Here is a 21,999-nt window from a genome sequence, read left to right on the forward strand (position 1 = left end):
TCTTTTCTCAATATTTATCGGTCAAACTGCATAGAGTGTAACTCAATTGCAAATGGACCTTGTTGTTTTTGTGCGACTAAAAATCCAACACGATGAATATCATTTAAATGTAATGTCGGTGCATTCGCGACTGCGCGTCCCCTAAAGCTGACCGTAAAATCTGCAGGGGTAAAAGCATGTTGAGTGAGTGTGTCTGCGCCAGTGGTAAAGTTAGCAACATAGGCTTCACCATAAGATAAATTCGGTGTTTTTAGCCGAATTTGATAGGTTTTTCCATCACCTTTAACCGCAATGACGAGTAATGATGCATCTGCAATTTGATGTAGTAGAGTCGACTCTATCGACGCAAAGCCGCCATTGTTTTCCAATGACACTGTGCCAGTAAATAATAACGCTTGCTGCGTAAGCTCAATTTGGCTTTGCGAGACGCCGCCCATCACTGTGTCATTATTGATGTTCCATTGTGTAAAGTGGCTCGGATCAGTAAAGTGAAATAGCATAGTGTCCTCACTTGCACTCCATACGGGTTGGCTAATTAATAATATAACCCCAACTGCAGCATGAATGCCTATTTGTATTATCCGGCTAATATGCCCGTTATGTGTATTGAGTAATGCCATCATATACTCCTGTAAATTATCGTTCGATAAACACTTACACTGTAGCAAACATTGCCGTAAAAAAAATGGCTTATCAGGGTGAGAGATAAGCCATAAAGGGTCATACGGATGATAATTGCATGCAGTACATCGGGTGTCAGTCAATTGGGGATTTAGTGCATCAAAAATTAGTGCATCAAATATTAGTGCATTAGGTGTTGTTACATCAGGTGTTATCTAACGGTTTATCTGTTCATGCATTACGCAAGCGAGTGAATTTAGGTTCATTTATTTCTTAGTTTATTTAGTTTTTGTGGATATTCACCAAATGAATGCCGTTATATTCGACAAATCAGAATGTTGCCAGTACCCTTAATGAAGGTTTTACTGGGAACAACATATTTTGCAAGTAAACAGCACATCATCCGCTCCATCACCCGGGCTTACATTCAGTGTGGTAAGCATCAATTTATTTAATTTTATTGAACCGCCTCATGCTTTCTACGACTTTGAAAACATCTATAGCGATAAACAGTGGCAAAAAAAGTGTGCTTGGTTAAGTGATTTTATTAACCAAAATCAACCTGATATTATTGCTTTTCAAGAGGTTTTTAGTCCTGACGCCTTAGCCAAACTGACTCAGTCGCTGGGTTATGAGCATTTTGTGGCGTTAGATTTACCTGAAGTGGTCAGTGACTATGTGTATCGCAGTCCTGTGGTGGCTATTGCATCAAAGTATCCTATTATCGATTCCGTCAATGTCACCCCAGATAAGCAATGGGTGAGCCAGTTAGGCTTAGCAGAGTCATTTAGTTTTAGTCGTAAACCGCTCAGAGCAACCATACAATTACCGATTTTTGGTCCATGTGATTGTTATGTTATTCATCTTAAGTCTAAACGTAGTGGCGTGAGTCGTGACGATATCAATGACAGTGGTTTACATGGCGGTGCAGATTTTGTTGCAAGGCAAGTGCTTGGGCGCTGGGCATCGAGTTTACAGCGAGGCAGTGAATCTGCATTGTTGTGCCATCAAATGCTGATGAGACGACAACAAAGTCAGCAACCTTTCATGTTAATGGGTGACTTTAATGACACCATGGGCAGTGAACTTTTAGCCGCGTTTAATCATCAATTGCGAGTGTATCGCAGTGACATTGAAGACCCCGGGCTGGCTAAGCTAGGCGAAACGTCATTGATGGCAGAATTACACCAAAGCAGTTTGTTTGACAGCTATGAGTTGTTTATTGCTGCAACCAAGTGTAATGCGACGTTGGCCCAAGATGAGTTTGAATCAAGCACATTAGTGGATGAGCACCCCCATCCTGCCAGACAGCCGACTCACTATTATGGCAACAGTGGATCTGTACTGGACTACATATTAGTGTCGAGTGAGTTTAATCCTACTCAGCAGCAAAACCTTGCTCATGTCATTGATTATCAAACCTTTGACCGACATCTGGTTCGGCCTGACTATGATCGGGATCGTGACAGTACCGATCATGCTCCTGTGATGATGAGCTTTCGCGTGCGTAATTAGTGGCTTGCAATAAGGATGATGACTGATGTGTTGTCAAACATCATGGTCAAATAAATGTGCTAAGAGCTAAGAGATAAAGATAAGAACTATGAGTTGAGAGCTAAGTTCATCTAATCAAAGTAAAAAAAGCGCTGATGTTTATCAGCGCTTTTTTGGGTTTAAGGCAAATTATTCGCCATTGAAAAGGACAATAAGTTGGCAATAGTGACTTTATTCTCAACTCTGAATAAGAGAGGGGATAAATCGTTAAAAACGGATTACTTTAACGTTTGTTTTATCTTTATGCAGCGCTGCTCTTGTTGGCGGGTTTCGAGTAGCGCGCGTCTCGCTAATTGCGATAAGCCCGTTTGCGTATCTAAGGCGTAGCTAATCGCATCAATGTTCACTGAACTACAATCTGTCGGAATTAATTGCGCAGCAAAACTGCGCATAAATACTGGGCCTTTGTCGTCCATTAATGCCAAGTTGGCAAAGCGTTGATCTGCGGTTGCGGCACTGAATAGTTTTTGTTCTGCAGGGTAGAGATTGTTCATCGCGATACGAATTTTAGAGAAAGGCATGTTGTCATTATTTTCAATGGTGTTTAACCACTGACGTTTAAGCGATGACTGCGGGCGGATCACTTCAGCTGCAATCGCCGCTTTTTCACCTGAGTCAGATTGATCAAGATGTTTTTCCTGGGCGAGTAACGCCTTAGCGTCGCCATAATCATAACGGTTTAACTGTCTGATCATTGCCCAGCGTATGTCTTGATCTATGTTTAGACCTTTAATATGGCTCTTACTTTGCAGTAAAGATTGAATATGTTTTAACGCATCACCATGGCTAGATAAACTAATGTAAGCATCGAACCAACGGCGTTGGAAGTCGCGATTGCGGTAGCTTTCCATACTCATACGCAGACTCATTTGGCTTAATGCTTTTGATATTCTGCTGTTGTAACTCCCATGCATTGGTGCCATGAGATCAAGGTAGTTTTTGGCTCGCTGCAGATTGCCAAGTACTTGACCTAAAATAGTGTAGTCTTTTTCCAGTGGGGCATTAATTAATGCGATATTGATGAACTGATCCAGTGATGTCTTACCATCAATTACGCTGTCCCACATACTTTGCCACAACATAGAACGTAATAGCGGATCGCTCACTTGGCCTAGAGACTGTTTGGCCGTGCTAAACGAACTAGAGTCTAGTTCCACTTTCACAAATCCCCAGTCTTGATAGTTTGGATAGACCAAGTCTGGGCAAGCCTCGCCAATTAATGGCTCTACTTCGGTGTAGGCGCCTTTGTACGTAACGGCAATTGATTGTTGTTTTTCTAGGCCATATCTATTTTGAGTAAATAATCCAATTTGCACCCGTTGTTCGCGCAGTGTGGGGTGTTGGCTATTATCAGCGGTCTGCACTAAAGCAAACGAGTCAATTTGCTTGTCTTGGCAAGTGTATTGCGCCTTGATGGTATTGACGCCAGCGGCATACAACCATTCTTGAGTCCACTGACGCAGATCGCGGCCACTGGCCTTGGCTAGACTGTTGATAAAGTCATTGAGCTCAGCATTTTGGTAACTGTACTGTTGTAAATATTGGCTCACACCACGGCGGAAGGTTTCTTCACCGAGTAAATGACGCAATTGTTTGATGGTCGATGCGCCTTTTTGATACGTAATGGCATCGATGTTATCAAAGGCATTTTGGCTGGTGGGCACGGGCACTTCAATGGGGTGAGTGGTCACTAAGCTGTCTTGATGGTAAGCGGCTTGTTTACCAGAGGCGTAGAAGGTGCGCCATGCATGACTAAATTCGGTGGCTTCACTCGTCGCCAGCGTGCCCATAAAAGAAGCAAAGCTTTCATTTAACCATAAGCCATTCCACCATTTCATGGTCACCAGATCGCCAAACCATTGATGGGCCATTTCGTGCATAATAACGCCAGCTAAACGTTCTTTTTGCTCACCCGTCATTTTGGCATTAAATAAGAAACGGTCTTCAGAAAAGGTAATCGCGCCGGCGTTTTCCATCGCACCATAGAGAAAGTCTGGCACTAATACTTGATCGTATTTTTTAAACGGATAGGCAATGCCAAAGTAGCGGTCAAAAAAGTCTAAACCTTGCTTGGTGTAGGTAAACCAATCTTGTGGTGTAACTTGGTTGGCAACAGATTGACGTGAAAACAGGCGCATGGGGTAACGGCCTGAATTGTCTTCCCACACATGGTACGGGCCGGCATGCATAGAGAAGTTATATGGACTTAATTTGGGCGTAACAGGGAAAGTCCATAAGTTGCTGTCGCCTTGGTCAACCACATTGGTTTCTCGCATGGCGCTGATCACTTGCCAGTCTTTTGGAGCATGCACATTAATTTGATAACTGGCTTTAAGATCCGGTTGATCAAATACTGCAAACATTTGTTGTGCCGCGGCCGGTTCAAAATGCGAGTACAAGTAAACTTTACCATCTACTGGGTCGACAAAACGATGTAGGCCTTCGCCATTGGTGCTGTGTTCACGGGTAAACTCAACTTCAATGGTGTTACTACCTTCAGTCAATAGGCTTTGATTAAGGGTAATATAAGCACCATTGTAATTAGGATAGACCTTGATACCGTTAATAAAAAACTGCTTAATATTGACTTTATTGAGATCGAGTGTGAGTAATTTAGGTACGCTGCTTAAGTCAAAGTGGGCTATGGATTTGGCACTGAATTGGCTGTGTTCACTTAAAAAGAAGGTTAGTTCATATTGTACATTCGATACTAGGCTGGATCTGGCTTGTGCCTGCCCTTGGCTGATGTAGGCTGAACCATTCCGTTGTAATGATGAGGTAGTCGGTGAACTGCTGCAGCTGATAACGCTGGCACAACATAATGCGATGAGACTGGTTTTGATGACTAGTGAACGAAACAATTGGGTGGATAACAATTTCACGTTAGTGTTCCTAACTTATTATTAAATGTATGAAGAAGCCGACAACAATGTCGGCTTTAGTGCTATGTGGTGGCGTTTTACAAGCCTAAAAATGACTTTGATTTTACTTTACGAATTTCTTTTTCATCTGACCATTCAATGAGGCCTGTTTCAAGATCCATTAAGCGCATGGTCATTTTGTAATATACGTCTTTGGTGCTGCCATCTTGTTTAACGATGCTCGATAAGTTGCCATAAAGCATATACTGCGCGCCAATTTGGCGACCAAATTTAATCGCAGTTGATGGGTCTACCATGCCAGCATTGTTTTGATAATCAAGTTGTTTACGTACGGTATCAACCTTAGTCATATCAATAAAGCGGAACTTACCAGAGCGTAATAACTTGTTGCTAATGGTGTCGGTCACTGATTCTGTATCGATATGCTCAGAGGTTTTGTTTTTGATTTTATCCACAAACACAATTGGGCGGTTACTTTGTGTCATCACCACCACAGGAGGGAATGCCATCATACTGTCGACCATCTTAGCGGCAATGTTTTGCAGATCGGTTGAGCCAAAGTTTTCATTGACGGTTTCGACTTCAGTGGCGTCACCATACTCGACTTTTGATTGGCAGGCGGAAAGTGCCATCACTGCAGCTAATACAAATATCAGTTTCAAATTTTTCATAATAAATTCCATTGGTGATGAGTGACAGTTGATAAACGATTATCGTCCATCAGATGATTATCGAATAAAAACGGGTACGATTGCCAGTCTCGATGACCCAAATTAATGTTGATCGCTGTGGTTTTACCTCTATTTTTACACTTTGGCTGTTATTTAAGCGAATATTATAGTTGCCGGCATCAATAAATTGTCTGGCGATTTGTGCTTGGCGTGGCAAGGTTAACCAGCTTCTGCGATCGGCCTGTTCGGTTATTACATTAAAAAGTTGCATCACAATGGCGCCGGCGTCAATTGGATTATTGCCACCTTGACCACTGCTTTGGACACTTCGGTTCATTTGGTATTTAGCATAAACTCTTGCGGCTTGGCGAAACAGAGCCGCGGGTAAATCTTCTTTTAACGCATTAATGGCTAAAGCATCAATGTTAGCAATAGTTTGAGCGGTTAGTGGCGCACCTAAACCTTGAATTTGGCTGTTATTGACTAACTGACGTTGCGCTTGATAAGTCGCTAATGAGGCGGATTGTAAATTACCGTTGATGGGGAACGGTACTGTAATACTTTGTTTTTCTGGTACAAAATCACGTTCAACAATAAATACGACTTGTCCTTGCTCCGGTGCCGGTAATACAGCATCTCCCCAGCGACGTTTAAATTCATCGTATTGAGGCATATTCAGTTGTTTGGCTAAACGGACTAAATCTTGTTGTAAAAAGACATTATCTGGGGTGATTTGGGCTGCTTTTCGATAATCAATAAACGCGTCGTTAGGTTCGCTAGCGAGTTCGTGTAATAACCCGGTGGTGTAATAACTGTAGGCGTTAAGAAACGAGCTGGTGACACTGCCAGCGTCCTTACTTAATTGCGCCATTTGCGAATTAATAGTGCCATTAGCCATATCTTGCACTGACTTTTGAGATTGTTGATAGCGAGCTTGTTCCATGCTTTGCAGTTCATTGCTGCGACGAACTTCCACTAATGCTCCTTGAGCATCGCCACTGAATAAATAATTAAGCGACTGATATTGATGCAGCATGATGCGCTCATATCCCGGACCTCGATAAGGTATGGCATTATCATTTAATAAAATACTGCTGGCCCCTGCGCCGAGTTTACTGGCACTGACAGTGGCTTTATCGTCAAAGACTTGATAGGCGTCTATGGCTTGCTGGTAATAAGTCTTACTGCGGGTAAAGTCACCCGCTATTTGCATAATACGTCCAGATTCTTGGGCATAAAGTAAGCCATCATTGCCACTAATATTGTCGGCCAAATCGGTGATGTTTGCGGTTGGCGTCTCGCTACTGAGTTGCTGCTTGTATGACGCTATTTGCGACGGATAATTAACAAAGACACTGTTAAAGGCGCAACCGGACAGGCCAAGACAGAGGATCAACCAAGCACAGAATGTTCTTAACATTGTGTCACCTGTACCTGCGTTGCGATAAGGTTGACCCGTTCAAGTAAGGTAATGCCTTGTAAGTGGTCGTATTCATGTTGAAAAATACGCGCCACAAAACCCGTTAATGTTTGTTGATATAACTGGCCATCAAGTGATTGATATTGAACCTCAATTTCACCATGTCGCCAAATAGATAACCGCTGACCTGGAATCGACAAGCAGCCTTCTATACCCGCTTCTGTTGCGGTAGACGCCGATAAAATTTGAGGATTTATTACCACAGTTGGGGCCATTAAGGGCGCATCGGGATAACGTTCGTTTGGATTTGATGCCATGATGAACATCGCCGCGCGACTGAACACTTGCGTTGCCGCAATACCGACCCCGTTTGCATTTTGCATAGTGCTGAGCATGCTGTCGGCTAAAGTGTGTAATGCTTGGTCAAAAACCGTCACGGGCTCAGCAATTTGAGTCAGTATTTCTTCGCCTGTGGTAGCAATGCTGAGTAATGGCTTTAGCTGCATAGGTGACGGCTATCCTTGTTGTTCGCGTTTAACGACGAGCTGCATTAATCTATCGTTTAAGATCGTTATTACTTGCAAATAGGTCATTCATACTTACTTATGATCCACTCGGTTTGATGACTGTCTATGCCACATTGGCTCAATATCAGCTTAAGATGATAGCCATCTATTAGCCTGAGTTATGCTAGCCTGAGTTATGCCGCTTCGCAGCAAGGCTTTAGTAATGCGGTGGCGGTGTTTCATCTACCTGAGACGCCATATTACTGGGCTCAATAGCATGTAGTTTATTAACCATTAATAGCATTTGCTGTTGCTGTCTGGCAACTAGTGCATTGAGTTTTATCACTTCTTGGTTTAACTCTTCAATGGTGATGTCTTGAAATGATAATCTCATTTCAAGATCATCAATCTTTTGTAAAACGCGATCCATGTTGACCTCTTATTGATTAATTAATGCTGCCAATACTCAACGAGACCTTGGCTGCTAATGCTGACTATTGATCCTGGTGCTATCATTGCGGCAGAGTATACTACAGCGCCTTTGTTTTGGGTGTTTTTACTCAGCTGAACTTGCCAACGTGAAAGTCGCTTGCCTGAGTTAATTTGCCATAAAAAAATTTCTCTTGATGGCGTGCCTGTCAGTAATTGCTGGTCATGATTAACAAAGCGAGCAGTTGAAAAGGTCATTTGGCGTCGGTTAATATCCAGATGACTGATTGGTTTACCTGTACCCGATTGCCATAGCGTTGCATTACCTGTGATATCGCTGGCAAAGCTGAGTGTTCCTGAATCATTAATCACGACTTTAGTGATACGAGAGGTTAACTGCCATTGCTGGATTGGTTGACCCGTTTGGGCTTGCCAAAGAAGCACTTTACCGTCATTACCGCCACTGAGTGCCTTATTACCATCGGCACTAATGGAGACACTATTGACTTTTTCTTGATGGCCCAAAAATTGGATTAGGCGCGCTTTTTCTGGTGACAATGACATCACTGAGCCATCGACTAAACCAACAAGTGTTTGGCCTGTATTGGCTATGGCGACGCTTTGTGCATAAGAGGGTAACGACCACCATCCCACGGAAGACCCATCGGTTAATCGCCATATTGCCAGCGAGTGACTGCTGATTGTCGCGGCATAGAGGTTATTAGCCGATATTGCGGTCTCAATGACGTTACTGGTATTTTTCTGCTGACCTTGCAGCCACTGATAGGACAGGGTTGAGGTGGTGAGATCCCATACTTGTACACCGTTGTGAGCCGTACTAACCAGGGCAATACTGGCATCATTAGATAGGCTTGCACTGTAACTGGCATCGGTAGTAATCACCTGTACTTTGGTGGCTGGAGGCTGGCATGCCGTTAATAGACCTGTTAGGACAAATATTGACCAAAAAAGCATCATTGGAACGCGTATCATGAACTTGCTCCTTGAATTGTTGTCCTAAACATTGTCATATAAGGTTTGCCCAATGGTATAACCGTTTTAACTAGTATAGAGTGGCAAATAAACATGACCACTTAAACATCTCATTGATTGAATGTATTAAGGTTATTGTAACCACTAAAGGATGCTGAGGAAGCTTTAATGAAATCTATTTACAAATTATCGTTAGTTGCATTAGCCGTTGTAGGCCTTACTGCGTGTAATCAACCACAAGACGTTGCCCAAAAGAAAGTTGAGCTAACAACTGATGTTCAGAAAGAAGCATATAGTGTTGGTGGTTCAATCGGTAAATACATGTCGGGCCACATTAAAGAGCAAGAAGAATTAGGTTTTGCTGTTGACCGCACCATGGTGATTAAAGGCTTTAGCGATGGCTTAGGCGAAGAAATGCAGTTAACTGAAGAAGAAATGAAGACTGTATTAGAAAACCTAGACAAAAAATTAAACGACAAGCGTTTAGAGCAAGCAGAAGCGTTAGCCGCTAAATCGATTGCTGAAGGCAAAAAGTTCTTAGAAGACAACAAAGCGAAAGAAGGTGTGACCACAACTGAATCTGGTTTGCAGTATGAAGTATTAGAAGCCGGTAGCGGCGACAAACCTGCAGCAGAAGACTCTGTTGAAGTGCACTACCGTGGTACATTAGTCGATGGTACCGAGTTTGATAGCTCTTATGCTCGCGGCGAAACGGCTAAATTCCCACTAAACCGTGTTATCCCTGGTTGGACTGAAGGTTTACAGTTAATGCCTGTAGGCGCTAAGTATAAGTTTGTTATCCCATCAGAATTAGCTTACGGCGAACGTGATACAGGCACTATTCCTGCTAATTCAACACTGGTTTTTGAAGTTGAATTAATCTCAGTAGAAAAAATGCCTGCAGCAACAGAAACCAAGTAATATCGTCTATGTTACCGTCACTCAGTGATTAAAATATGGATATCAAAAAGGACGCTCCGGCGTCCTTTTTTTGTTTACAATGTAGTGTGTTTAACCTTTAACCTTTCATCTTGGCTCAGGATAAATGATTCACTTAGCCTTTTGACATGACTCAACCTTAGGTGGTTTGCTACATTCGCTATACCGAGCTAATAATGGTATTGCCATTAGCTTGACCTTGTCGATCATCTTATAAAGATCACCTGGCCTCATCCCGCGAGTGCTTTATTGCGGTTCCGTGGTGCGTTATGAATAAAAAGGGCGATGACTCACTGATTATAGCCATTTCAAGCGGTAGAATAAGTACATTTGCAAGCCAATCAGCGCAAACAACCCGCCACAGAATGCAGCAAAAGCCCAGTTAGATTCAGCCCCAGGAATGCCGCCAATATTGACGCCCAATAACCCAGTTAAAAACCCTAATGGTAAAAACACCGCCGAAATCAACGATAAAAAATACAGTCTTTGGTTCACTTGTTCTGATTGTTGCGATTGCAGTTCTTCTTGGGTGACACTGGCACGATCTCGTATCGCATCAAGGTCTTCAATGACCCGAATCAGGGTTTCGTGAATTTCTCGCAAGCGGACCTTGTCATTATGGTCAAACAGTTCACTGGCTTCTTGTAGCATACGATAAAATGCTTCACGCTGAGGTGCTAAGTAGCGTCTTAACACTACCGTTTGCCTGCGCAGCTCAGCAATGTCGGTACGCAAGGTTTTGTTCACTTGAGTGACAACCCGTTCTTCTAATTCATCAAGCTGTTCTTCAAGCTTGCCAATAAACTCCACTTTACGCTGCGTCAGCCGCTCACAAATGGCCATAATAAACGCCGCACTATCAATGGGGCCTTTGCCTTGAGTAATCGCATCAGCAACATCAATCACCGATTGTAATTGACGCTCGCAGGTCGAAATGATTTTGTATTCTTCTGCGTAAATCCTCACCGCAACCATGTCTTCAGGATCGGACCCAGGGTTTAAATTAACCCCACGCAATGCTAGTAATATACCTTTTTCTGAGCTTAATACTCGTGGACGAGTATCGGTTGCTAGTAGGGTATCCATCTCAACTCTATCTAAGCCAGAGTTGAGGAGCCATTGACGAGCTTTAGGTTCACGATAGCGAAGATGTAGCCACAAAAGCCCATCAGTGGGCTGCCATTGTGCTATTTGTTCAATGGTAAGTGACTGGCCAGCATTTGGCCCTGTAAGCAACAAACTGTATATAAAACCATTATTCATTATCAGAGATTCCATGTGACCACTATCGCAATAATTTACGCTACTTTTTAATCATGCCCAAGTTTTAAACGAGCTTGTAGAATGACATTCTTTATTTATCGAACATTTAACCATCAAATACACGATTTGATCAGTTAACGATCAGCAGAGTGGCTAATCATCGGTTAAAATAGAAAAAATGCTAACAAAAGAGTACTAGTATGGAATATCAGTTTCGTCGTAACCGCCTAGAAGGCAATTTCTTTGCTGAATTTAGTATGGATCACGAGGTGCTAGGCCGATGGTTTGCTGAACAACTCGGTGATGATAATCGCAAAGCTAATTATATTCTTAGCCAAATAGCGGCCATTAAAAAAGGGACTCTCACTCATTGGCGAGATATCAGTGGGGATTTAACCATCGACATCGACACTGAGCAGGTTAGAGTCTTTGCCAATGTGATTGATTTTGATGAAAAATACCAACTCGAAGATGCTATGAACTTATATGATGCCGAGTCTGAGTCTTATTGTGGTTTGGAAGACTTTGAGTCAGTACTGCAAAGTTGGTTAGCGTTTATTAACGATAAATAACAACAAAACCACATTGAAGTGGCCTTGTTGAGTATGAACTTGGTTGTTAACGCGCTAATTATTAAGGTAGCGTACAGCCATTTCAGTGCGTGATTTCGCATTCGCTTTACGCAGTAAATTCTTCACGTGAACTTTGACCGTCCCTTCGCTGATGTGTAAATCATCAGAGATCATTCGATTACTTTTACCTTCGGCTAGTTCCTGTAATATTTGCAATTCACGAGGGGTTAAATTTTCTATCCAGCTATTATCGTCAATGGTGTTTTTTAACTCATAAATATAAGCCTCGACTTCATCACTAATGACTCTGTGACCCAGCATGGCTTTTTTAAGTTGCTCTAATAGTAAATCAGGCTCAGTGTCTTTGAGCAAATAACCATCAGCACCCGCGCGCAATAATCGAATGACATCTTGTTTTGCATCGGATACGGTTAAAATGACAATTCTTGCTGTCACTCCCTCTTGACGCATAGCGTTAAGAGTATCAAGGCCAGACATACCTTTCATATTCAAATCGAGCAAAATAATATCGGGTTCATTTTCGGCTACGGCTGTAAGAGCTTCTATGCCTGTGCCTGTTTCACCAAAAAGCGAAAAGTCGCTGTCGGAGGTGATTAATTGGCAAATACCACGACGTAATAATGGATGATCATCGACAACAAGTACGGAATACGGCTTACCCATTTAAAGGCTCCTGTTGAGGGGGGAAACTCAGCGTGACAGTAGTGCCGCCAAGCGGATTACTATTGAACGAAACGATACCATTCAGTTTGTTGGCGCGTTCATGCATGATACCAATACCAAAATGTTGGTCTCGTTCTGCTAAATGTGTCACGCCAATACCATCATCACAAATTGAAATAGTAATCATGCCATTCTCAGTCAACTGACAATCTACCACTATATGGGCAGGCTTTGCGTGTTTTATTGCATTTAATGTCGCTTCACGAATTAATTGCAAGATATGAATGTGTTGTTTAGCTTCAAGTAAATGTGCTGATAGTGTGTAGTTCAACTGGATATCGATATTGGTTTGATGACGTAATTGCTCCAACATAACTTCAATCGCTTGACTTAAATTAGGCTCTTTAATGGTTAACCTAAAGGTGGATAACAGCTCACGTAATTGTACATAAGCAGTACTGACACCTTCATTGATTTCCATCAACTGGCTTTCTACTTCAGGGCTACGACAACTATTACCAAGGCTTTTACGTAATAAACTGACTTGAATTTTCAAAAATGATAATAATTGCCCAATAGAATCATGTAATTCCCTTGCGATGACCGCTCGCTCTTCTAATAGCGCCAGTTGTTGGCGTTGCTCACTTGCATTATGGATGGTAATGGAGCGCGTTAACATCATGGCAAAGTTTTCAAACAATAATTGGTTTAATGGTCGGTTAGAAATGACATCTAAATAGCCCAACTGTGTCTTTTCTATCAATAGCGGAAAATGTACCGATTCAGCTTGCAACTCTTTCGGCCAACCGCCTTCTGCTTCAATGACATCTTCAGAGCCGTCATCATGTTCAACGATTAATCTGAGATAGGTTAAGTCTTCATAATATTTGAGTTGGTTGATTGCAGATTGTAATGCTTTATAGTCAAGTTTATCGGCATGTAGCATTACGAGGTTGTCGTATAAAAACTTTAACTCGTTATTTGCTCGGGTTAATGCCAAGGTTTTCTCAGTTACTTGGTCTTCTAAATCCTCATATAAGCTGGCTAATTCAGCCGCCGTTTTCTGCAATGCGTTACCTAGAGCCGTCAGCTCAATATAACCCGTTTTAGGCATTTCAACGTTGAAGTTACCTTTAGAAATCGTTGCGGCGCTGTCCATTAATAATTGCAAAGGTTTAACAACGCGTTTACGAGTGAACACTACAGCAAAGAAAGCGATAACTAACAAAATGGATAAGCCGATAATCTGTCCAATAACCAATAACTTAAGTTTAAAGGCCGCGAACTGTTCCATCTTAAATACTAAGGTGTTAATGGTGTCGACAAAGTCGGTCAATGAATTAGAGTAAAGCTGTGTATTCCCTTGTTCTATATAGACCTTCATTACTTGCCACTTGTCGATAACCACCAAGTATTGGTTTCTGAGTTCTTCAGGGCTATACCAAGCAAAGGAACGTTTAAGTGCTTCAGAGTTAAGTGTGTTTTCAAATTCAGTAATTTTTTTATCGGTATTATGACTGCCCGCATTGGTATACAACAAGAGCCGGTAACTTTGCATTCGCAGTGATCCCGAGGCATTAATCCCTTTGGCATCGCCTAAACTGAAGGTTAAATTGACGATAGAAAATACCGCTAAGCTTGATGACAACAAAATTAACATAAGCATTAAGCTTAAAATGGTGGAGGTAAGGCTGCCACGAGTAAACATAAAATCCTGTTGTTGATAGTGATTAGTGATTAGAAATAAGCCAAAAGTATTGTTTTATATCGTGTCCAATAGTGTGTTCTACATTAGGTATGGGTTGATAACATTAACAAGTTTACAAAACTGTGAAATACATCCTGTTTACATGTTGATCTGGCGCAAACTTTCATCGCTATACCCCATAAGGGGTATATTTAAAGTTGAATTAAATAGCTAACTTTGACCTTGGAGATGTCGTGATTATTAAATTAAATATAATGTAACACGGAGATAAAGGGTGATGAAGATGAATGTAAAATCAATTGCACTGGGTGCTGTGATTGCAGCCAGTTTTATGGCTGCAGGCGCAATGGCGAGTGATAAAACCGAACCGCGTAATGAGGTTTATAAAGATAAATTTTCAAAGCAATATGACAGCTGGCATGCTACTGAGGAAAGCAAAGAAGTTGTTGATATGTTAGAAAAAGTACCTAGCCTAGTTGTATTATGGGCAGGTTACGGCTTCGCTAAAGATTACAATGCACCACGTGGTCATATGTATGCGGTTACTGACGTAACTAACTCATTACGTACCGGTGCGCCAAAAAATGCTCAAGATGGTCCAATGCCAATGGCGTGTTGGAGCTGTAAAAGCCCTGATGTACCTCGGGTGATTGAAGAGCAAGGTGAAGATGGTTATTTCAGTGGTAAGTGGGCTAAAGGCGGACCAGAAATCGTTAATGTTCTTGGTTGTGCCGATTGTCATGAAAAAGGTTCTTCAAAGTTGCGCATGTCACGTCCGTTTGCGGCTCGCGCAATGGATACATTGAATACTCCATTTGATAAAGCTTCTCGTAAAGACAAGCAATCAATGGTATGTGCTCAATGTCACGTAGAATACTATTTCGAGAAAACCGCAGAACGTCCTGGTTTTGTTAAATTCCCTTGGGATATGGGGACGACTGTTGAGCAAATGGAAGTGTATTACGACAGCATGGAGTTCTCTGATTGGACTCATGCCGTGTCTAAAACTCCAATGCTAAAAGCGCAGCATCCTGGTTATGAAACTTGGAAAATGGGCGTGCACGGTCAAAATAACGTGAGTTGTGTTGATTGTCATATGCCTAAAGTGACTAACGACAAAGGCCGTAAGTATACCGATCATAAAGTGGGTAACCCATTTGACCGCTTTGAAGAAACCTGTGCAACGTGTCATAGCCAAAGCAAAGAGTTTATGGTTAAGCAAGTTGAAGAAAGCAAACACAAAGCACAAGACTTAAAAGCACGTGTTGAAACTCAACTAGTTAAAGCTCACTTTGAAGCTAAAGCTGCGTGGGATGCGGGTGCAACTGAAGTTGAAATGAAGCCAATCTTAATGGATATTCGTCACTCACAATGGCGTTGGGATTATGCGACTGCATCTCATGGTGCATCATCACATGCTCCTGCTGAAGTATTACGTATTCTAGGAACTTCATTGGATAAAGCTGCTGATGCTCGTGTTAAATTGGCTCAGCTATTAGGTGCTAAAGGTGTTAAGCAACCAATTGCTTACCCTGACACTTCAACTAAAGCAAAAGCACAAGCCGCTTTAGGTATGAACATGAAAACCATGAATGCTGAAAAAGCTGAGTTTAAGAAAACACTGGTTCCTCAGTGGAAAGAAGAAGCTAAAAAGCGTGAAGCGACTTACTAATAAGTTTTACGGTGAGCATTAACGCTCACCTCATGTAAAACCTGAAGCAATATAGCAAACAGCCCTCATTTGAGGGCTGTTTTTTTATGTGTTTGGCGTAGAAGTCGCTGATCAATCGATTGCTGTTATGTGGCATTAATGGTGGGTTAATCGTTGCACCAAAACAATGCGGCGCTGTTTTCTGTGCACTCGATTGGTGCTGTTCTGTTAACAAATAAAATACAAAATAAAATAAAAACCATATATAACAGACTGTTGAAAAAGTGGCCTAATGATTGAATTAACTCATTCAACAAAACAACAACCATTTTTTTTCACACTTTTGGAGGTCGAGATGAAACTCGTCAGCGCTATCATCAAGCCATTTAAATTGGATGATGTCCGTGAAGCTATTGCAGGCATGGGCATTGAGGGTATGACTGTAACTGAGGTAAAAGGCTTTGGACGTCAAAAAGGTCACACAGAACTTTATCGTGGGGCAGAGTATCAAGTAGACTTTTTACCAAAAGTAAAATTAGAAATTGCCACCAAGGATGAAAACTTGGACATGCTTATTGAAGCGATTACCAGTGCCGCTCATACCGGCAAAATTGGTGATGGTAAAATATTTGTAACTGATTTAGAACAAGCGATCCGTATCCGTACGGGTGAACTTGATAACGAAGCATTATAAGGGGGCGGTGATGGAAGAATTAACTCAATTAGGGCTGACGGTAACTGAATTACGTTTTGCACTAGATACATTTTATTTTCTTATTTCAGGCGCATTTGTGATGTGGATGGCAGCGGGTTTTGCCATGTTAGAAGCTGGCTTAGTTCGCTCAAAAAACACCACTGAAATTTTAACTAAAAACGTGTGTTTATACTCCATTGCGTGTGTCATGTTTCTATTAGTTGGCTATAACATTATGTATGTAAATAATGTTGAAGGTGGCTTTATTCCTTCTTTTGGCGCACTAATAGGCACGCAAGCTGAAGGTGCGGATCATGCTCTTGAATCTGACTTTTTCTTCCAAGTGGTGTTTGTTGCCACAGCAATGTCAATTGTGTCTGGTGCGGTTGCTGAGCGGATGAAGCTGTGGTCATTCCTTACTTTTTCAGTGGTAATGACCGCGGTTATTTATCCTGTTGAAGGGTATTGGACATGGGGCGGTGGTTTTCTCTCTGAAGCTGGCTTTGTTGATTTTGCTGGTAGTGGCATTGTGCATATGGCGGGTGCTGCCGCAGCCATCTCTGGTGTGTTGCTGCTTGGCGCTCGTAAAGGTAAATACGGTGAAGATGGTCAAATTCATCCAATCCCTGGTTCAAACTTGCCTATGGCTACCTTAGGTATGTTTATTTTATGGATGGGTTGGTTTGGCTTTAACGGTGGCTCGCAACTATTAGTTTCAGATGCAGAAAACGCCAGTGCAGTTGCTAAAATCTTTGTCAACACCAACTCCGCTGCTGCATTTGGTGCCATCTCAGCACTTATCGTGTGTAAAGTGGTATGGGGTAAAGCAGACTTGACCATGATTTTAAACGGTGCGTTAGCCGGGTTAGTGGCGATTACAGCTGACCCATTATCGCCGTCATTGTTAATGGCTGGTGTGATTGGCTTGGTTGCTGGTGCTGTGGTTATCTTCTCGGTCATCGCTTTTGACCGTGTTAAAATTGACGACCCTGTTGGTGCTATCTCGGTGCACGGTGTTGCTGGTTTCCTAGGATTAATGCTGGTGCCATTATCAAATGCAGACGCGAGTTTTGGTAGCCAGCTATACGGGGCCGCGATTATCTTCGCTTGGGTATTCTCAGCATCTCTTGTTGTTTGGTTTGTGATTAAAATGACCATGGGTATCCGCGTAACAGAAGAAGAAGAGTATAACGGTATGGATGCTTCTGACTGTGGTGTAGATGCTTACCCTGAGTTTGTTAGTGTTAAAACCGCTGGTTAAGTGATTAATACGCTTTATTCGTATTATAAAACATAACCCTAGAACAGAATCCTAACATTAGGATTCTGTTTTTTTATGCACCAGAATAAAGAGGTTATCAAGCTTTGTTGGGGAAGCTGAGACAATGTGCTAGCGTTATGAGGTAGCCATTTTGGGATAACAAGAGTGATGACATTATTAATGAAGCCATGGATGATTTGTCTGTTAGCTGGAGCCGTGTTATTAAGTGCCAATAGCTACTCTGGCACCGTTGTGGTGCGTCCGTCATCACAAGCCTTCGATGCATTTGCGGTTCGCGATTTGGTGTTACAACAGCATCAATGGCAAGAATTGTTAAGGCAGCAACAGCAAATTAACATTTTGCAATCATTACCCCTGGGTTGTGTCGCCGTGACGTTACCCTTTGACCACTTTAGCTGTGGCCTGCAATCTTATCGTCCCTACCAATACCAAGATAAACCCGTTTATATACAAATTGATCCGCCTATGAGTGATGGCCCATCTCAATAGTTAATCCCACTGGGATTAATAGAGGGGGCAAAGAGGGGAGAGTTCGAATACTTCACCTGTTTGATAAGCGTTTATTATCCCAATAGCGGTTGGTTAATAAGTCGTTACAACCTTGTGACGGTTCTTTTTGACCGAGAGGTCATCTGTTGACTATACTTTTAGATAGCTTATTTCTATCTAAGGGCTGAATTATGTTCACTTATCACTCAAAAGGAATAGAGATTGATCCCCCGCATTATGGTGATGATTTATTACCTACGTGGGTTAATATCTTGTTTTTGGTTGTGTTTTTTAGTTTGAGTGCCTGCCAATCAGCCCCATCGTCGGTCAACCAAATTGATATTGATAACTTGTTTCATGATGAACTGTTCACACCTGTTGACGTTGTGACTGTTGACGATATTTATCGATTGCCAGTAAATTTTGTGACACAGCTCAGGCGACAATTTCAAGCCGATAATACTATCCGTAGCCAAGGTGTGATGGCCAATGAGTGGTTGGCTCAGTATATCGGTGCACAAAATGGTGGCTTTGAATATCGAGACCATTTTACCCGCACAGCCGCTGAAACGGTACTCAGCCGCCAAGGTAATTGCATGTCTTTAGTTGTGTTGTCGGCTGCATTAGCGGATGTATTAAATGTGCCGGTTGAATTTCATGATATTGATGTTGAACCTATTTGGGATAGGCGCGGTGGTTTCTATTTAGTTAACGGTCATGTGAATTTAAGTTTGTTACCTCCGGTTAATAGCAACATTGTGCTATTTAGCAGATCTGAAATGCTAGTGGACTTTTTGCCTGAACGCTCTGTTCGTGCTTACCATAAAAAAAGAGTCAATAAGCATCAATTAACGGCAATGTTCTATAACAATATCGCCGCCGAAGCGTTGGTGAAAGCCGATTACGATTTGGCTTATGCGTTGGTTAAAAAAAGCATTCAGCTAGACCCTCAATTTGTTGCTGCGATTAATACACTGGCGGTTATCTATCGACATAAGGGCTATGAGGATGAGGCTGAAAATGTCTACCGTTCGGCGTTACACGTTAACGATCAAGATCTGTCGACACTGTATAACTTAGCGTTAATTTTAGGTGAACAAGGTCGTTTAGAGGAATGGCGTGAAGTGCATAAAGTACTTGAGTTAGCGAGAATTAATAATCCATTTTATTATTTTGACATGGCCCAACAAGCGTATTTTGATAAGCAATATCAAGATGCACTCGTATGGTATAAGCGCGCTGTTGAGAAAGCGGATTATCGGCACGAGTTTTATTTTGGTTTGTCTAGGGCTTATTGGGCAACGGGTGAGGAGCGACTCGCTGAGAAAAATCTTAAACGTGCATTGGCACTCAGTGACACCAATAATAAACAACGCTACCAAATTAAGCTGCAAGCAATGAAGCAGAACTAATGCCTTTTAGGGGCTTAATGATGTGGCTGAACATTATTTTTGTTATGCGAGTTCGAGTATTTTTAGGTCGCGGTATGACTGCTTGGGTGACGTAATGGCATTATCAACTCGATTAGTCATGATGGGTTGATGACAGACAATGTTGGTTGGGCAGGGTTGAACAATGCCATTTTGCTCAGGGGTAAGGGTGTCGAGTTTTAATTTTAGTTTATGGCGATAATATTCAAATATTTGTTTTTCTTATATAATTTCATGTACGTAACGATTAAATAACCTCACCACTTGGCTTTGTGATCAGTGATTTCACTAATATGAGGATTGGCATTGCTCAAATCGTTAAACATATCGACTAAGTATTGTTTTCAGTTTTGAAACCCTAAAAAAGATAAAGCATTAAGATCGTTAATTTATTCAATATGGAAGTTAATGCTTGATAAGCAGAACGCGCTATTTTTGATATTCACTCAAGTTTTGGGTATCAAATAGTCATTTAATATTATCGGCATAAACTAAATCTTCCGATGCCCGGAACCCATGTTCCACTGTCACTCAACGAGTTAAATTCGACTAATGGGTGTTAACCTTCGTTAGGCTCAATGGAAGCGGCCACTGAGGGGTTGATGTCCATGGTAACTTGCTGAATGTAATGGGTGTTTTTATTTTTTCAATCAGTGATTATCTTCTGGATAACGAGCTGAGTATTAAATGGTTCATCTTGTTTGTGTTGAGTTGAATGAGGTTAATAACCAAGGTAAAGCATATAAATATCATGAGTGTGTCTTTTCATAATACTGCTTATTGGCAGTGTTATTGGCAGTGTTATTGGTAGTGTTATTGGTAGTGTTATTGGTTACTAAAAATCTATAAATAGGCTTATTTAATACTCAGTTTACATCGGGGTACTGTGTCTCATTCGCTATTACTTCCTATTACCGTATTGCCCGTGACTTGCTACAGCATCTTTTATCGGTATCGATGAATAATACTTGATTGATTTGTCGATAAATACTGGTTAAATTGGAGATTCATGTTCATTTTTTTCGATGGTTTTTGATCATTTTTAATGAATCGTATCATCTGATTTACCTTTTAATGGATCAGATAAATAAAATGTTTTGCCGGAGCTGTAACCACTATGCATTACCAAACTGACGATATTCGTATTGATGAAATAAAACAATTGCTTCCTCCTATTGCGATTCTAGAGCGATTTCCGGCAACCGAAAATGCATCAGCAACCGTTTTCAATGCACGCAACAGTATTCATAACATTTTAGCCCGTAAAGATGATCGTCTGTTGGTGGTGATTGGTCCTTGTTCAATCCATGATCCTGTTGCGGCTTTAGAATATGGTCAACGCTTGGTTAAGTTACGTGAACAGTATATAGATCAGCTTGAAATCGTGATGCGGGTGTATTTTGAAAAGCCGAGAACAACCGTGGGCTGGAAAGGCTTAATTAATGATCCGTATATGGATAATAGTTTTCAACTAAATGATGGCTTACGCACTGCGCGCAAATTATTAGTCGATTTAAATGACTCTGGAATACCAACTGCAGGTGAGTTTTTAGATATGATCACGCCTCAGTATGTGGCCGATATGATGTGTTGGGGCGCTATTGGGGCTCGCACCACTGAGTCGCAAGTACACCGAGAGCTATCATCGGGGCTGTCTTGTCCTGTTGGATTTAAAAATGGTACCGACGGCACCATTAAAGTGGCTATTGATGCGATAGGTGCAGCCAATGCTCCGCATCATTTTTTGTCGGTGACTAAGTTTGGTCATTCAGCGATTGTATCGACCAAAGGCAATCCTGATTGTCATATTATTCTTCGTGGTGGACGCGCCCCAAACTATAGTGCTGAGCATGTTTCAGAGATTGCTAATCAGCTGACTAAGTCAGGATTGGTTGATAATATTATGATTGATTTTAGCCATGCCAATAGCAGCAAAGATTATAAAAAACAGATGGTGGTAGCAAAGGATGTTGCCGGTCAAATATCTCAAGGTAATCAGGCTATATTTGGGGTTATGGTTGAAAGTCATTTAGTCGAAGGAAGCCAAGATTTAATTGAAGGCAGTGCATTGTGTTATGGACAAAGTGTTACAGATGCTTGTATCGGTTGGGATGACACCGAGTCGCTTTTAGCGACCCTAAATCAAAGTGTACTAGACCGTCGTCAAGCATAGTCTTTGGCAAAATCACTCAAAAAATAAGGCGCAATGAG

At 41.7% G+C, this 21,999-nt stretch carries 19 protein-coding genes; 9 read left to right on the top strand and 10 right to left on the bottom strand.

Annotation, left to right across the window (positions count from 1 at the left end):
* Nucleotides 1-14 precede the first annotated feature (14 nt).
* Complete coding sequence (locus CXF80_RS17615; RefSeq protein WP_101034218.1) at nt 15-623, bottom strand: CIA30 family protein; 609 nt, start codon at nt 621-623, stop codon at nt 15-17.
* A gap of 379 nt (nt 624-1,002) precedes the next feature.
* Here CXF80_RS17615 and CXF80_RS17620 point away from each other — a divergent pair, with 379 nt between their 5' ends.
* Nucleotides 1,003-2,136, top strand: coding sequence for an endonuclease/exonuclease/phosphatase family protein (locus CXF80_RS17620; RefSeq protein ID WP_101034219.1), 1,134 nt, complete (start codon nt 1,003-1,005; stop codon nt 2,134-2,136).
* A gap of 257 nt (nt 2,137-2,393) precedes the next feature.
* On the opposite strand, the gene pepN is transcribed toward CXF80_RS17620, so the two are convergent.
* The 6 genes from pepN to CXF80_RS17650 form a co-directional block, all read right to left on the bottom strand.
* Nucleotides 2,394-5,057: an aminopeptidase N gene (gene pepN / locus CXF80_RS17625; protein ID WP_101034220.1), complete on the bottom strand. Its 2,664-nt coding sequence runs from the start codon at nt 5,055-5,057 to the stop codon at nt 2,394-2,396.
* 77 nt (nt 5,058-5,134) lie between these two features.
* The gene (lpoB, locus tag CXF80_RS17630; RefSeq protein ID WP_198554786.1) at nt 5,135-5,728 is read right to left on the bottom strand and encodes a penicillin-binding protein activator LpoB; all 594 of its coding nucleotides are present in this window, start codon (nt 5,726-5,728) and stop codon (nt 5,135-5,137) included.
* Nucleotides 5,729-5,777: 49 nt separating this feature from the next.
* A complete protein-coding gene (locus CXF80_RS17635) occupies nt 5,778-7,148 on the bottom strand; it encodes a COG3014 family protein (RefSeq protein WP_101034222.1) in 1,371 nt (456 codons plus the stop codon).
* Complete coding sequence (gene def / locus CXF80_RS17640) at nt 7,142-7,654, bottom strand: peptide deformylase (protein ID WP_101034223.1); 513 nt, start codon at nt 7,652-7,654, stop codon at nt 7,142-7,144. Before def ends, CXF80_RS17635 begins: the two co-directional genes overlap by 7 nt.
* A 217-nt stretch (nt 7,655-7,871) precedes the next feature.
* On the bottom strand, nt 7,872-8,084 hold the full coding sequence (locus CXF80_RS17645; protein ID WP_101034224.1) for a SlyX family protein: 213 nt from the start codon (nt 8,082-8,084) through the stop codon (nt 7,872-7,874).
* Nucleotides 8,085-8,104: 20 nt separating this feature from the next.
* Nucleotides 8,105-9,076: a WD40 repeat domain-containing protein gene (locus CXF80_RS17650; RefSeq protein WP_101034225.1), complete on the bottom strand. Its 972-nt coding sequence runs from the start codon at nt 9,074-9,076 to the stop codon at nt 8,105-8,107.
* A 168-nt stretch (nt 9,077-9,244) separates the two neighbouring features.
* On the opposite strand from CXF80_RS17650, the gene fkpA reads away from it, so the two are divergent.
* A complete protein-coding gene (fkpA, locus tag CXF80_RS17655; protein WP_101034226.1) occupies nt 9,245-9,997 on the top strand; it encodes an FKBP-type peptidyl-prolyl cis-trans isomerase in 753 nt (250 codons plus the stop codon).
* Nucleotides 9,998-10,312: 315 nt separating this feature from the next.
* Here fkpA and CXF80_RS17660 read toward each other — a convergent pair whose 3' ends face one another.
* Nucleotides 10,313-11,278, bottom strand: a complete 966-nt coding sequence (locus CXF80_RS17660; RefSeq protein ID WP_101034227.1) for a zinc transporter ZntB — start codon at nt 11,276-11,278, stop codon at nt 10,313-10,315.
* A 200-nt stretch (nt 11,279-11,478) separates the two neighbouring features.
* Between CXF80_RS17660 and CXF80_RS17665 the strand changes: the two genes are divergently transcribed.
* Entirely contained in the window at nt 11,479-11,850 is a 372-nt protein-coding gene (locus tag CXF80_RS17665) for a YacL family protein (RefSeq protein ID WP_101034228.1), read from the top strand.
* 54 nt (nt 11,851-11,904) lie between these two features.
* On the opposite strand, the gene CXF80_RS17670 is transcribed toward CXF80_RS17665, so the two are convergent.
* Both CXF80_RS17670 and narQ read right to left on the bottom strand, forming a co-directional pair.
* Nucleotides 11,905-12,534 (bottom strand): response regulator, encoded by a 630-nt coding sequence (locus CXF80_RS17670; RefSeq protein ID WP_101034229.1) that lies wholly within the window; start codon nt 12,532-12,534, stop codon nt 11,905-11,907.
* On the bottom strand, nt 12,527-14,242 hold the full coding sequence (gene narQ, locus CXF80_RS17675) for a nitrate/nitrite two-component system sensor histidine kinase NarQ (RefSeq protein ID WP_101034230.1): 1,716 nt from the start codon (nt 14,240-14,242) through the stop codon (nt 12,527-12,529). Before narQ ends, CXF80_RS17670 begins: the two co-directional genes overlap by 8 nt.
* Nucleotides 14,243-14,525: 283 nt before the next feature.
* On the opposite strand from narQ, the gene nrfA reads away from it, so the two are divergent.
* The 6 genes from nrfA to aroG all read left to right on the top strand — a co-directional run bounded on the left by nrfA (nt 14,526) and on the right by aroG (nt 21,961).
* Entirely contained in the window at nt 14,526-15,914 is a 1,389-nt protein-coding gene (gene nrfA / locus CXF80_RS17680) for an ammonia-forming nitrite reductase cytochrome c552 subunit (protein ID WP_101034231.1), read from the top strand.
* A gap of 334 nt (nt 15,915-16,248) precedes the next feature.
* Nucleotides 16,249-16,587, top strand: coding sequence for a P-II family nitrogen regulator (glnK, locus tag CXF80_RS17685; protein ID WP_011636110.1), 339 nt, complete (start codon nt 16,249-16,251; stop codon nt 16,585-16,587).
* 10 nt (nt 16,588-16,597) lie between these two features.
* Nucleotides 16,598-17,848 carry an ammonium transporter gene (locus CXF80_RS17690; protein ID WP_101034232.1) on the top strand — a complete coding sequence of 417 codons (1,251 nt, stop codon included), beginning with the start codon at nt 16,598-16,600 and terminating at the stop codon, nt 17,846-17,848.
* 168 nt (nt 17,849-18,016) lie between these two features.
* Entirely contained in the window at nt 18,017-18,358 is a 342-nt protein-coding gene (locus CXF80_RS17695; RefSeq protein WP_232772233.1) for a hypothetical protein, read from the top strand.
* Between the two features lie 191 nt (nt 18,359-18,549).
* Complete coding sequence (locus CXF80_RS17700; RefSeq protein WP_101034233.1) at nt 18,550-19,770, top strand: tetratricopeptide repeat protein; 1,221 nt, start codon at nt 18,550-18,552, stop codon at nt 19,768-19,770.
* Nucleotides 19,771-20,905: 1,135 nt separating this feature from the next.
* Nucleotides 20,906-21,961: a 3-deoxy-7-phosphoheptulonate synthase AroG gene (aroG, locus tag CXF80_RS17705; protein WP_101034234.1), complete on the top strand. Its 1,056-nt coding sequence runs from the start codon at nt 20,906-20,908 to the stop codon at nt 21,959-21,961.
* Nucleotides 21,962-21,999 lie beyond the last annotated feature (38 nt).

The sequence above is a fragment of the Shewanella sp. Actino-trap-3 genome, assembly GCF_002836275.1.
Taxonomy (GTDB): Bacteria; Pseudomonadota; Gammaproteobacteria; order Enterobacterales; family Shewanellaceae; genus Shewanella; species Shewanella psychromarinicola.

Coding starts and splice junctions, on each gene's coding strand:
- CXF80_RS17615 (WP_101034218.1), bottom strand. CDS start 623: ATGATGGCATTACTCAATACACATAACGGGCATATTAGCCGGATAATA.
- lpoB (WP_198554786.1), bottom strand. CDS start 5,728: ATGAAAAATTTGAAACTGATATTTGTATTAGCTGCAGTGATGGCACTT.
- CXF80_RS17635 (WP_101034222.1), bottom strand. CDS start 7,148: ATGTTAAGAACATTCTGTGCTTGGTTGATCCTCTGTCTTGGCCTGTCC.
- def (WP_101034223.1), bottom strand. CDS start 7,654: ATGCAGCTAAAGCCATTACTCAGCATTGCTACCACAGGCGAAGAAATA.
- CXF80_RS17645 (WP_101034224.1), bottom strand. CDS start 8,084: ATGGATCGCGTTTTACAAAAGATTGATGATCTTGAAATGAGATTATCA.
- CXF80_RS17650 (WP_101034225.1), bottom strand. CDS start 9,076: ATGATACGCGTTCCAATGATGCTTTTTTGGTCAATATTTGTCCTAACA.
- fkpA (WP_101034226.1), top strand. CDS start 9,245: ATGAAATCTATTTACAAATTATCGTTAGTTGCATTAGCCGTTGTAGGC.
- CXF80_RS17660 (WP_101034227.1), bottom strand. CDS start 11,278: ATGAATAATGGTTTTATATACAGTTTGTTGCTTACAGGGCCAAATGCT.
- CXF80_RS17665 (WP_101034228.1), top strand. CDS start 11,479: ATGGAATATCAGTTTCGTCGTAACCGCCTAGAAGGCAATTTCTTTGCT.
- CXF80_RS17670 (WP_101034229.1), bottom strand. CDS start 12,534: ATGGGTAAGCCGTATTCCGTACTTGTTGTCGATGATCATCCATTATTA.
- narQ (WP_101034230.1), bottom strand. CDS start 14,242: ATGTTTACTCGTGGCAGCCTTACCTCCACCATTTTAAGCTTAATGCTT.
- nrfA (WP_101034231.1), top strand. CDS start 14,526: ATGAATGTAAAATCAATTGCACTGGGTGCTGTGATTGCAGCCAGTTTT.
- glnK (WP_011636110.1), top strand. CDS start 16,249: ATGAAACTCGTCAGCGCTATCATCAAGCCATTTAAATTGGATGATGTC.
- CXF80_RS17690 (WP_101034232.1), top strand. CDS start 16,598: ATGGAAGAATTAACTCAATTAGGGCTGACGGTAACTGAATTACGTTTT.
- CXF80_RS17695 (WP_232772233.1), top strand. CDS start 18,017: ATGACATTATTAATGAAGCCATGGATGATTTGTCTGTTAGCTGGAGCC.
- CXF80_RS17700 (WP_101034233.1), top strand. CDS start 18,550: ATGTTCACTTATCACTCAAAAGGAATAGAGATTGATCCCCCGCATTAT.
- aroG (WP_101034234.1), top strand. CDS start 20,906: ATGCATTACCAAACTGACGATATTCGTATTGATGAAATAAAACAATTG.